A 12,629-nucleotide genomic window follows, 5' to 3' on the forward strand; every position below is an offset into this window, starting at 1 on the left:
GGGCCATCTTATAGTAATGCGATATCAATTAATAAAATGGATTATATAAATAATTAATTATATTTTCCATGTACCTTAACTGATATAATGTATAAGGCAATTATTGATTAATAGTACACATTATTAGGGGGACATAAGTAATGATAGAAATAATCGCGGCACTAGTTTCACTAGTCGTACATTTTATTAGTTATCTCTTTTCAACAGGAGAAGACAAGAAAAAAGCAAAAGCAGATTTAAAAGAAATTGTTACTGGTTCTGATGGGAAAATGTTGGTAGGTTTTTTTGGAGGTGCAGCAGTTACAGGAATTGTTGTAGTCATTTGGATTTTATCAGAATAAACCTTTCAGTTATTTTAGCCTATATAACGTATAGGGCAGTTATTAGTTAATCAAGGGTATATATTTGTCAGGATACTTACGTTGGGAAGATTTTCAATTAGTTATGCTGCAAATCTGCTTACTTTTATTATCATATTGCTCTTGATGTCATATATTTTTGATCCTATTTATTTTTACCAGAATGATTTGCCTAACTTATTTGGATTCATTATAATTCTCATCATATTTGGTAGTATACTAGATCTTGTAGTTTGCCTAATTGGAGGATTATTATAAAGGAACATAAAACAATGTAGGAAGTTTCAATTTGAAATTCCTGTATTTATAGGAATAGTTGTTATCTATGTAGTTATACTCTCTCTTTTTACTATTACTAGGTCATATTCGTCTAGTTTGATTACGCCTATTATTTATAGGTTCCTTAGCTTTTTATTTAGTACGTAGAGAAATATAATTAAATTCCAATAACGAATTTCACATCAATTAGTCTCTCATGTGGGGGCTAGTTTTTTTCTTAGCGTGGGGGTTTTCCAGAATAATGAAGATCCCCCTTTTAGAATTTTTATGGTCGATTTCTCAATATAGATATTATTGTTAATTGTGAAATGTATATGGAAATCGAAAGTTACATATACTACTATGAACAATAAGATATCTTGCAATATATTTCTCTTTGTGAAAAGATAAGATCCTACTATCCGATCTTATCTTTTTTATTTATTAATTTATAATAGGGATACCACCACATGACCATTTTCATGATTAGTTCGTTTTACTTTCAATACTGTCAGTTGCTTTTTTAAAAAGTTTCATTGCCTGTTCTGCTTTGTTATTTGCTTGTTCAAACTTGCTATTATTTTGTTCTTCTAATGCTTCTGAAAGTAGTCGCAGAGCATCCCAGTAATTATCCATTGCCTGTTTTATCTTTTCCTGTTCAACTTCTAACTCTTTAGGTGCCTCAAGGTATTTCATGTCTCTTACGTGTGTTTTTGCTATATCCAAACTCAGTTGGATTTCACTTTTCTTTGACTCATAATCCTTTACATCTGAATGCCCTATATCTTGTATCAGTCTGATAACTTCATCCATCTTATTTGTATTTCCTACGATGGCTGCTTTGTATTTATCAACTTCTGAACCACTAACTTTTTCATTTAAATCATCCTCACGATGACCCTCTTTCGCATGTTTCTGGTTCTCTTCCTTTACCTCTTGCTCTACATCAGGGTATTTTTCGTTTATCCCATTAAATACTGTCTCCCATTTAGAAACACCATCATCTATCCCAAACATACCGTTTTGTATGATTTCTTTTGCTTTATCCTTATCATATTCACCATCATACTTACGGTCATCATACTGTCTAACTGCATCTTCTACTTTTATTAGGTGTTTTCTAATCTCTTCTACCCCTTCTTGTATTAAGAATTGGTAATCTTCATACTTTTTAGGTGGCTTGATTTTTTCAAAACGGTTTATATCCAAACTAATGTGACTAATTAAGGAATCTATCTCACCTATGTAGACACCCTCTTCTGTAAATAATTTATCAGTTTTCTTTTCTAGTTTTTTTAAATGATACTGGAATTCTAAGTGTAGTTCAGTCAAACGATAAGGGTAATCTTTTTCAGATACCTTTACCTTCTTTTCACCTTCCGTGTCTGATACATTTGATTTACTTTCTTTACTACTTGATTCGTCTTCCTTACTTCCCTGTTCATACTCAATTCTAGACAATACGTTTCTTAGTTGGTTTTCAATGTGTTCATCACTATAGTGCAATTTCTTTAGGTCAGATACCATTTTATCTGCATCATAATACTTATCTACTTTTCTATACTCTGACTGTGTAAGTCCATATGTATTTAATGTACAACCTACTAGCATGAAACTAACACTTAACCCTGCTAATGCAATACCTTTGAAGGATCTATTCATATTCATTTACCCCTTTATATTTTCGTATTCTTTCTCCATCCATAGACAGTCCATTATGAAAGTTTTCATTATAAGTATTGTTTGCTATTATTGTTTTACTTTCCTCACTATCTGTTTCAGCCCTAATTCTACTCATTTACCGTTTCAGTATTAGGCTTCAATTTGGATTAGCATTGCAAAAAAGGACATACCTATTCTTATAATCTTTGGCTATATATATCCTTTTATTATTTTATAGTGAAATAAATAATGAATCAAAGTAATTTTGTGAAAATTATACAAAAAACCCTTAAATTATCGTTTGCCCAACAGTAGATAATCTAGGTAAAGAAAAAATACTAGAGAATATAGTAATGTAGTAGTCTTTAGTATCTTTTCATAGTATTTTAACGACTATGCAATATGGAGGGATAAAAAAAGGACCTCTTACGGAAAGATAAGAGGCCATCAAGAAGATAAAAATGTTGTATTTGAAACACGCGAGTTTCTACTTCACATTATAACATAATATATCTATATATTTAATATATAGATTAATACATTTGTTCAAACTAATAAGTTTACTATAAATATATTATGTAAATTAGCGATTTTTGATCCTTTTGGATAAAAATGAACTTTGAAATTCATGTACTCATTCCAGATTCCACACAAGAGGAATGCAGAAAACGTACATGCAATGTGTATATTTGATTACAAGACGTGACATAGAAAGAAGGGTTTCTTCACTACACTGAAGGAGACTTTTAAATTTTCGCAATATTAGTATTGTTAGAGATTATCATATATATTATTATAAATAATGTTATATTAGTAAATTTTGGTATTATTTTTTCCAGCTTGTAAACTATGATACTTGGAGGCGTTGTTGTGCGTAATAAATGGAAACTTGGACTAATGAGTACCCTTCTTGCCTGTACCACCTTTACATCTGTTGCATTCGCAGCAGAAAAACCAGTCGATCAATCCAAATGGGAGGAATGGTTAAACGGACATGCAAAAATATTAAATGAACCAACTTCCCAAACAAGTGAGGATTTATCATTTCTTAAAGAGGCCGTACAGGACAAGCGTATTGTTGTACTTGGTGAAAGTACGCATGGTGCAAAGGAAATCAATCAATCCAAAATACGTATGATTAAGTACTTACATGAGGAAATGGGATATGATGTGATTGCATTTGAAACAGGGCTTGGAGAAGCAGCAGCTGTTCAGCAAAATTTTGATAACTTAACCGCTACGGAAGCGATGAAACAATCTTTATACCCTGTATGGAAAACTGAGGAACTTGAACAATTATTTACCTATATGAAAGAACAAAAAGAAAAAGGGAAGCCACTCACATTAGCTGGTTTTGATATGAATTTGTTTTATAAATCTTCATTCCGCTCTTATGCAAAAGAATGGTTGCAAAAAGTAAATCCTGAAGTGGCGAGTGAATTTGATACAGCAGTGTCAGAGTTGATTGAACTGGATAGGTATTACAATAAAAATAAAACATATCCCTATGATCGATTTAAAATGGAAATACAGCCCGTAATTAACAAGTTTGAAAAGGTTAGAATGTTTATTCAGAATCATAAATCTGAATTGATTCAAGTTGCACCACATCCTACGTATGATGTGAATTTGTTTGAGAAATCAATCAGTATACGGATTGATGCGATTAAAACGCATCTAGATGCTGATATGAAAGTCAGAGGTGGCATCTCCTCACCTAACCTGACAGACTATTCTTTTTATATCCGAGATCAAAAAATGGCACAAAATTTCGCATGGCTCACTGAAATGCAATATAAAAATAAAAAAATTATTGTGTGGGGGCATAATTATCATATTCGAAAACAAAATTCAAAAATGATATTAGACTTTACGAAGGTGCAGCAATACAATTATATTGGCCCAAATATGATGGATTATCTTCCACAGCGTATCAAAGACCAAATGTACACAATCGGTGTATTTGCGTATAGTGGAAGCAGTTGGGATGATGTTAATGAAAATGTTATTCCTGTACATAATGAACATGAAGAACAAAGTGTTGAAAAAATCATCAGCACTGTAGGAAGTCCCCATGTTTTCGTTAACTTAAAAGGAGAAAGTAACCGACCAGAAACTTCATGGATGTTTACTCCTACTGCAGCAAGTTATTGGGGAAATAAATTAAAAGAAGAAATCATGATTCCGACAGAACAATATGATGGCATTCTATGGTTAGAAAAGACGACTCCTTCTGTACTGAAGTAAAAAATAAGAGCCTCCGATAAATTAATGGGGGCTCTTTTCTATTCATATTCTTTTATTCAATTACCGGATAATTTGTTAAACAACATCGACTCCTCACATCTCCCATTATTCAAATTCAGGTTCCTTCTTATCTTAACAGTCATTATGTATACTGAAACCATACATTATACCAGTGCCGTACGTCTCACATGATTCGAATTTAGGTTCATTTGTCATTAACTTTACTTCCTATTCCATCTTATTATTCCTACCTGCTCTTTCCTCATCATTGTATATAGATTCTTCTGTACAAGAGAAAAAAGAGGCATTCTACACAAGTATGATACCTGCTATAGAATGCCTCTTTTTTCACAAATTTATCGTTTTTCGACAGAAGACTCTTTCCTCAAAAATGTGAAGGTGTGAAACACCAATTTTAAGTGGGAGATGAATGTCGGTTGGCATAAGCCAACATGTTTGCTATCATCTACTTGTACAGATTGCTCTTCGAGAACTGAAGATATGAGGCTGGTTGCAGAAAAACGTTGCAACCGTAAAATCTTCAATGTTCTATCGCCCCATGCTTGCCGAAGTTGCGAAAGCCAAGCTAAAGTAGGGAGTGTGGTGCGTCAACGTAACAAGATACTTATGTTCTCACCGTAGGGACTACGGGTAGAGCCTGCTAAGATAACCGGTGGATACATCGGTGTTCGCAAGAATCTCCTACTTCCAAAAGTCCGTAAGGACGTTAAGTGGTGAGTAGTTCAATATAGCTATTTCACCGAGATTGCAAATTCTGATTTCGGTGCCCCAGCGAATACAATCGTTCCGTTCTTCGGCAGTTTCACCTTGTTATTGCCACTCACGATGGTAAAGTTGACGCAAACTCCCTTCTCATCATACACCGCAAATGAACCTTTTGACGGCAACGTCACGGTAATCATTTTCTCTGTTGCCGCTTGCGGGATTGTAAACCATTTCGCATGCCCATTTTCTCCCAACGTAACTTTGGATGATTGGCCTATATCAATCGGTTTTACATTAGATTCACTTACGTATAACAACCCAGCCATCTCCATATATTCATTTCCACCTTCTGTATAAAAGTTCGTTTCCGTCGTATCACGGCCATTCATCACGGGAATTTGGAGTTGGTGCGTTGCGGTATTCGGACCTGTAATTTTTCTACCATCCCAATAGCCTGCTGGGCCTTCCTTACGATTAATTTGTGTAGTAAGAAGTTTCGGTTGAACAAGATATTGAATAGAGCTAAATTTCTCGTTTACAAGATAGAATTTAACGCCTTCCCTCTTTGCCCATGCAGCAGCGGTTTTCTTCGATAGCACGTTGTCTTCTAGTTTCTCAGCTAAATAGTGGGTCATCACATTTTGCCCTAAACCTGGATACGATTTATATGCGCTCTCCTTCAAATAAGTTCTTCCATTCCTCTCGGTTACGAAATTGAGCTTAGAAGTACCCTTCTCATTAATAAAGCTTCCATCAGCAGTATATACATATTTTTCTTCTCTACTAGATGGTAAGGATAGTTCTCCGTTCTTCGTAATTTCAATTTTAAAATGAGTTTCGCTATTGCCATAAAATCCTGCTTTCTTTGCTACACCTTGAGGCATTTTGACTTTGACCGGCTTGCCAAAGGATTTATTTGGCTTGATGTCCTTAATAGTACCTTTTTCTTTAAGCGTGGCGAGCAGCAATTCAGTTGCCATTAGTTGATTTGTAGAGCTCCGTCCACCAGATGACAATACAGCCGCTGCTATTTTCTGTTCCGGAAGCACGACGAGTATAGCATGTTGCAATGCCGTATCACCGCCCTTGGCCAAAGCTTTAATCCCATATTCACTGAATGGGTATAGGTTCACACTATCCCAGCCAAGACCATAGTTAAAAATATTATCTCCAGTCCCCGGCCACATTCCTTTTTTATATTCCTCTTGCTCCATCGCCTTTACTACCTTATCAGAAAGGATACCTTTTCCCTGTCCCATAAATAATTGTGAGAATCGTACCATATCTTCTGCCGTAGAAGATATGCCTCCCGTACCAATTACATTCACTGATTCAATTGGAAGTTGTCCTTGATACGCCGGGAAATATAGTCCGGCCCGATTTTCGTCTCTCCATTTGTCCTGCGGCGTTTTCGTATGATTCATCTTTAAAGGTCCTGTAAAGCTTTGATGTAGAAATTCGGTAAAGCCCATACCACTAACTCTTTCCACCAAAATTTCGGCTAACGTAAAGCCATCGTTACAGTATACCGAGAAAGCACCAGGGTCCGCCTTCAAGTTCTGATTGGATAATTGCTGCAACAAGGCATCATGGGCATAGGTATCATTATCGTTAAATAAAAATGCATTACCTAACGTAGAACCTTGCAAGCCAGAGGAATGATTCAATAACATTCGCGGTGTAATACGCTTGTACCGACTGTCTTTCATCTTAAAATCAGGAATATATCGGGCAACGGGAGCATCCAAATCAACTTTTCCTTCGTCGACCAATTTCATTACAGCCGCTGTTGCATACATTTTACTGACTGAACCAATCCCATATAGAGTATCTTTGGTTAGCTGCTGTCTCCCTTCCACATCGTTCTTGCCAGTCTGACTCGACAAAATAAGTTTTCCATTATCAATTAGCGCATACTGCACGCTATTCGCTCCATGGGACTTTGTAAGTAGCTCCGCCTTTTCTGCTGCAATCTTCTTCAGTTCCTGACTAGCTAATTCTTCACCAGCTACAATTGTAGTCTCACTTTCAGAAAATGCTTTCGCTCCTGTTGGTAGAATCATAGTTACCGCTAATGCAGTGGCTAACACACCAGTTAGCTTATTTTTCATCACGGAATTACCTCCTTAGATAAGTGACCGTTTTCATCATTTGTTTGTTCCACTATGAAAATATGATAAATTTTATCCATTCTCCCCTTTGACCTACTTGCTAAATTCAGCAAGTAAAATATTTTTAAAAGGATCAGGACTATCAGCTTTAATACTGTTTAAATTGACGGCCAATGTATGCTTGCCTCCAAGTGTGCCCCCAGCAAAAGTTAAAAAGCCAGGAATGGTTCCTCCATGCCCCCATATCGATTCACCGTTTGAAAGCTTCATTTTAAAAATTCCAAGCCCGGAATCACCAAGTTCATCTACTCCTGTAGGGACTGTTGTAAGCATTTGCTTTAGTTGCTGTTCTTTTAGTAATTTCCCCCCAAGTAAGTAAGAAAAGAATTTGTTTAAATCATCAGCTGTTGAAATCATGTCACCGGCAGAGCTCCCCATACTTGGGTTATAATAAGTAACATCTTTTGGCTCACTTGCTCTGTCTAATTGGATATATCCACGGGCATGCTTGGTTCCTGGAATCACACTTGAATTCCCAGGTAAGAATGTATTCGATAATTCAAGTGGTTCAATAATACGTTTTTCAATCTCTTCCGCATAGCTGCTCCCAGTTATTTTTTCAATTAGGATCCCTAGTAATACGTATCCTGTATTTGAATACGACCAGCTCTTTCCTGGAGCAAAATCTGGAGGCATGGATATTCCCATCTTTACTAATTCTTCAGCAGTATAGGATCTTTTTGTATCCATCATATTAAAATCCTTTGACCTTGTGTAATTAGCGATACCACTTGTGTGATTCAATAATTGCCGGATAGTAATCTGTTTATCATCATATCCATTTCCTTGAATGACACCAGGCAACCATTTTTCAATAGAATCGTCTAAATTCAAGCGGCTTTCTCCTGCTAATTGAAGTACAACTGTTGCAGTGAACGTTTTTGTCACGCTGCCAATTCGAAAACGAAAATCTGTTTTCATTGGTTTCTTAGTATTTAGATCTGCTACCCCAGCTGCATGACTCCATGTTTTTCCACCCTCAAAAGATTTAACAAGTATCCCTGGATATCCAAGTTGCAATGTATCCCGCATTGCCTCTTTGACAGAATTACGATTCCTTTGACTGTTTTTTTGTAACGAATTAGATACATTTTGAATGGACTCTGCTTTTACAATTGAGGTTGGAGTTGTATATAGCAGGGAACCTCCAGTTATTAAAAGGGCTAAACCTGTAAATGTAATTTGACGGTGCTTTTTCATCAAAATATTCCTCTCCCCTATTTATATCGTATAGATGTTTTTTGCTGTTTTTCAACTAATCACACAGCTTACATCTTACCCAAAGACAAAAGAGCGCTATTGAATTTGTAATCATTCTTATGCCCATTATTTCACAAACAAATTTCTGACCTGAAAATGGCCTATCCTTTTTTACATGTATGTTAATCTTTGCAATGTCTCTTTTCTTCCATACAAGTCTTATTAATTGATTTGTTTTTTCATATAAATTTACAGTATTTGTTCCTCCTCTCACTCTTCTATACATTTTAATCATACACAATGAAAATCTCTTTTTTCTTACCTCTTCCTTACAAATTCCTTACGTTCAAAATCACTTTTATAAAAACAAAGAAACTGGAATTTTTGGAAATGGAATGAAATTCAAACGCATCTAAAATACAATAAAATTATATATACACATAAATGCATTTACATTTTTATATGATAGTGCTATCATATAATTAACCAAGAAGTATCCAACAAATTATTATTAATCACTACATTTTCTTTCAGAATAAGTCAACTTATAAAAAGACACTATGTATAATATAGTGTCTTTTTATATGCTCTAATATTAATTGAACATAAATGGGTTTATATACAATTGAACGCTTCACGCTCCTTGAGGAAGGAGCCTCCTTAACTAAAATGATAAAAAATACTAACAATCTTATTGTTTATTTACAGCTTATTACGTCAATAAAGAAGATAAAGGGTTTGTTGTTTCCATTCCTAAAAATCTTAATTTTTAAATAAAAAAAGAAAAACACTCCCGAGAGTGCTTTTCTTTTTAACAAATATCAACTATACTGTTTTTACTAGGAGTTGATTTTAGAATATGATCTCCTAGGCTTAGATAATACTTTTTATTTAATAAACCGCAAAATTGGCTGATTTTGTGGTTTATTTTTATGGGCGATAAAATTTAACATGGCCACCATCACGATCGAACCAACCTCTAAATGCCCAGTTAATCCATCCACCATCACCTTTATTCGTGAATTCCCCATCCTCAAATACCCAAATTCCAAAAGTGATTCCATCATATACTGTTGTTCCAAAGAATTTAACACCGTTAAAACGATCCTCATAGTTTTGGTTTAAGTTAAAAACCATAACATTATAACGTTGACCTGCAGAATAAAATGTTGATTCCATTACACCTTTTACAAATCCTGAACGATTAGTTTGACTATTAATAGCATTCCTAATCAAATTAGCGATACCTAATACATCTATACTTACATCTAAATTCGCACTAGCTTTTGCTGCATTTGGTAACTTAGACTCTACAAAATTAGTAGGTAATTCAGTAGATAGATTAGTAGGAATATTAGTTTTAGCAGGAGAGACCTCAGCTGCACTTGCATCTGTTGGCGCAAACGCTCCCAAACCTCCTAAACCGATAGTTCCGGCTAAAGCAATGTTCACTAACTTTTTCATTTTTTTCATAAAAAAACCTCCTTTAAATTTTTTATAAGGTATTAATCCTTACACCTCAAAGTATATATTCCTTATACAGAAGAGGCAAATGATTTAATTGAAAAAAAAATAAAGTTTTAATACTCTAAAAATTAATAAATATGCGAATAAAACTATTATAAATGCATATAAACAACTGAATTTAATAGATATATACATTAAAAGGAATAAAAAACTATTAACTGAATTTTTTGTAAATAAATGAAAAAACTTTTGTTTGTTTTAGTATCTTAGGTTTTAATACAAGAAATACTGTCAATGTGTACAACGAGGTAGAGCTACATCGCTATCAAGCTAATAAAAGCAAATACTCCAAAACAAGAAAATTAACATCTAAAGTTGAAAATCTACAATTTTTCTGGTTTAAATTCTGTGAAATTTTAGCAAAATAGTGATGTGGCAATACTCCAAATTGCAAATACCTGATAAGTATAAGCATTTCTATAATTCTACTAATGTATGTTTATACCTATAATAGAAAAAGCTCTCACAATTGATGTGAGAACCTTCTAACCGAATTATACTATTTCATTCTACTTTCAATCTCATCCCTAGAATTGTACAATTCGTTAATCTGTTGGCGCTTCTTATCGTTCAAATAAGGGTTGTCCTTCTCGGTTTGATTCTTCTCTGTTTGCTCCCGGTACAATGGTTTATATGGATCTCGCTCTCTTTCTCTTATTCCGTTGTAGATGATGACACCTAAAACAACAACTATAAGCCCTAATAAGATCATGAATTCTTTTAATGTCTGCTTACTCATCTCTGTTTGTTCCACTCCTTGTGTTAAAATCTTTCTTGTTGTCCTTCAACTTCTCCTTTACTTTCTTCAGGCTATTTACCAATTTTCCGAAATTATCACCTTTTGTCCTATTATGGTAGTTCTTTATGCTTAGACCATTTTTAAAAGCAGATATTCACTGTCTTTTATATAATGAAAATGAGGTAGAAAGATTTAGTCTTTTTTACTAACTAATAGATGTATGATATGTATTTCAAAGATCAATTTTATAATGTTATTATATCAAAATAAATTAATATATATAGTTAGGGAGTATTGAATATCATAGTAAAATCGCTCGAAATAAAATTATTCAAAATGCTCTAATTACATAACAAAGCTAGCTTTGCAGTACGTTCCTATTGAGGATTTTCACCAATATTCTATCGACGAATTCTTCATGGATATTATGGATAGTATTCATTTATTTGCTAAGAATCCCTATAAGTTTGCGTTGAAATTTAAACGTGAAATGATTAAGGAATAACACAAAGTAACCCGTCCAATCTTAACAATTGAAAAAAATAACGAATTGAAAACATGCTAGTATGTTCCTTATTGTCTGAAGAAGAAATAATGATTACCTATCATGAGGACGGTTATACACGCTCTAATTATATGACTGTTTTCAATATTGACCCGTTAAATAGTGTTGTCATATGTACCAATGCTTTTTATATAAGTTGACACTGTAATTTTCGAATATAATAGATTTGAGTGATCACGTTTGAATTGTTATTAACTAAAGGGCATCATTCTAATTAGAACGATGCCCTTTATTATTGTAAGCACTATTACCTATTGGGTTAATTTTTCGATTGTAGGCATAACAGCAATTGGTGGTAATGATGCAGTCCACCCAACTGCATATACGTTTAATTTTTCACCTAATTTGTAGTTTTCACTATCTGAAACAGGAACCCTTAAAATTTTGTTTTGGGAAACTAGATCCCACCAATCATGTTGATAAGTAAGTGCTTCATCTTTTGTAGGAGTAGCAGCAACCACTAAATAATTGTTTTCTATTGAAATGACATATCCAGTAAAAGGTTCTTGTTCTTGTTCTTGGTTTTGAATAGAATGAACATGAGTATTGTTTGCGGAAACCTTAGTAGAATCTGCAAAGGCTGGTGTTAATCCGAAGGTAAATCCACATCCTAATGTTAAAGCTGTTACCGTTGTTACTAATTTTTGTTTTTTGTTAAACATAATATATATCCCCCTTATATTTTATCCCTACACTATCCACATTCCATTTACATACATATAAAGCCTTTTAATATTAAGATATTTAACAAATTTGTCACATAAATTACATTAATGGTAATATTGCCTATTAATGGGAGTTGTTTTATGTTATAATTCACTAGGTGAACTATTATTGTTCCTTTCATCACTTGATGAATGTATGCCCTTCCTTAATTGTAAATATGTTTGATTTTTGTTGGTGGAGAGGGAGATATCCCTCTTCTTTTTTTGTTTTTTTATGAATAAAAATTAATCATATCATTGTTATATTCATATAAAAAGGAGTCTCAGCAGATCGCTATCAAAATAAAGTTATGAATTACCCCCATTATGAATAAGTTTATATCTTTGCAAATTTTATTTTTTCGCAGCTAAAAGACAAATAAAAAAGGTCCTTAACAATTTATTAAGGACTGCGGAATAAAACCGCTATTTGGGTTAAAACCCAATCAGTTTGTAGAAAATAAATTGCGT

Annotated in this window: 8 protein-coding genes and 3 pseudogenes; 5 read left to right on the forward strand and 6 right to left on the reverse strand. The window is 33.8% G+C overall.

The genetic code is table 11. From position 1 onward, the window contains the following. Positions 1 to 140: 140 nt before the first annotated feature. Complete coding sequence (locus NST86_RS29795; RefSeq protein ID WP_086423427.1) at positions 141 to 341, forward strand: hypothetical protein; 201 nt, start codon at positions 141 to 143, stop codon at positions 339 to 341. A gap of 81 nt (positions 342 to 422) precedes the next feature. After that, positions 423 to 795 (forward strand): annotated as a pseudogene (locus NST86_RS29800) (hypothetical protein). A 308-nt stretch (positions 796 to 1,103) separates the two neighbouring features. Here NST86_RS29800 and NST86_RS29805 read toward each other — a convergent pair. Then, positions 1,104 to 2,285: a DUF7018 domain-containing (lipo)protein gene (locus tag NST86_RS29805; RefSeq protein WP_086423428.1), complete on the reverse strand. Its 1,182-nt coding sequence runs from the start codon at positions 2,283 to 2,285 to the stop codon at positions 1,104 to 1,106. Between the two features lie 864 nt (positions 2,286 to 3,149). On the opposite strand from NST86_RS29805, the gene NST86_RS29810 reads away from it, so the two are divergent. Then, entirely contained in the window at positions 3,150 to 4,526 is a 1,377-nt protein-coding gene (locus NST86_RS29810) for an erythromycin esterase family protein (RefSeq protein WP_140159045.1), read from the forward strand. Positions 4,527 to 5,278: 752 nt separating this feature from the next. Here NST86_RS29810 and NST86_RS29815 read toward each other — a convergent pair. The 4 genes from NST86_RS29815 to NST86_RS29830 form a co-directional block, all read right to left on the reverse strand. After that, complete coding sequence (locus NST86_RS29815) at positions 5,279 to 7,363, reverse strand: serine hydrolase domain-containing protein (protein ID WP_098541670.1); 2,085 nt, start codon at positions 7,361 to 7,363, stop codon at positions 5,279 to 5,281. Positions 7,364 to 7,456: 93 nt separating this feature from the next. Then, positions 7,457 to 8,623: a serine hydrolase domain-containing protein gene (locus NST86_RS29820; protein WP_086423431.1), complete on the reverse strand. Its 1,167-nt coding sequence runs from the start codon at positions 8,621 to 8,623 to the stop codon at positions 7,457 to 7,459. 930 nt (positions 8,624 to 9,553) lie between these two features. Further along, on the reverse strand, positions 9,554 to 10,096 hold the full coding sequence (locus NST86_RS34955; protein ID WP_000738326.1) for a hypothetical protein: 543 nt from the start codon (positions 10,094 to 10,096) through the stop codon (positions 9,554 to 9,556). 553 nt (positions 10,097 to 10,649) lie between these two features. Beyond that, positions 10,650 to 10,889 (reverse strand): hypothetical protein, encoded by a 240-nt coding sequence (locus tag NST86_RS29830; protein ID WP_086423433.1) that lies wholly within the window; start codon positions 10,887 to 10,889, stop codon positions 10,650 to 10,652. Between the two features lie 328 nt (positions 10,890 to 11,217). Here NST86_RS29830 and NST86_RS29835 point away from each other — a divergent pair. Both NST86_RS29835 and NST86_RS29840 read left to right on the forward strand, forming a co-directional pair. Then, a pseudogene (locus NST86_RS29835) lies at positions 11,218 to 11,382 on the forward strand (Y-family DNA polymerase); the annotation flags it as partial. Continuing rightward, positions 11,380 to 11,602: pseudogene (locus NST86_RS29840) on the forward strand (YolD-like family protein). The pseudogenes NST86_RS29835 and NST86_RS29840, both read left to right, overlap by 3 nt. A 103-nt stretch (positions 11,603 to 11,705) precedes the next feature. On the opposite strand, the gene NST86_RS29845 reads toward NST86_RS29840, so the two are convergent. Next, the gene (locus tag NST86_RS29845) at positions 11,706 to 12,116 is read right to left on the reverse strand and encodes a DUF3221 domain-containing protein (protein ID WP_086423434.1); all 411 of its coding nucleotides are present in this window, start codon (positions 12,114 to 12,116) and stop codon (positions 11,706 to 11,708) included. Positions 12,117 to 12,629: the final 513 nt, after the last annotated feature.

The sequence above is a fragment of the Bacillus sp. FSL L8-0199 genome, from assembly GCF_038005705.1.
Taxonomy (GTDB): domain Bacteria; phylum Bacillota; class Bacilli; order Bacillales; family Bacillaceae_G; genus Bacillus_A; species Bacillus_A cereus.

Excerpts from the sequence above, each read along its gene's own strand:
- NST86_RS29795 (WP_086423427.1), top strand. The coding sequence starts at position 141 with ATGATAGAAATAATCGCGGCACTAGTTTCACTAGTCGTACATTTTATT.
- NST86_RS29805 (WP_086423428.1), bottom strand. The coding sequence starts at position 2,285 with ATGAATATGAATAGATCCTTCAAAGGTATTGCATTAGCAGGGTTAAGT.
- NST86_RS29815 (WP_098541670.1), bottom strand. The coding sequence starts at position 7,363 with ATGAAAAATAAGCTAACTGGTGTGTTAGCCACTGCATTAGCGGTAACT.
- NST86_RS29820 (WP_086423431.1), bottom strand. The coding sequence starts at position 8,623 with ATGAAAAAGCACCGTCAAATTACATTTACAGGTTTAGCCCTTTTAATA.
- NST86_RS34955 (WP_000738326.1), bottom strand. The coding sequence starts at position 10,096 with ATGAAAAAAATGAAAAAGTTAGTGAACATTGCTTTAGCCGGAACTATC.
- NST86_RS29830 (WP_086423433.1), bottom strand. The coding sequence starts at position 10,889 with ATGAGTAAGCAGACATTAAAAGAATTCATGATCTTATTAGGGCTTATA.
- NST86_RS29845 (WP_086423434.1), bottom strand. The coding sequence starts at position 12,116 with ATGTTTAACAAAAAACAAAAATTAGTAACAACGGTAACAGCTTTAACA.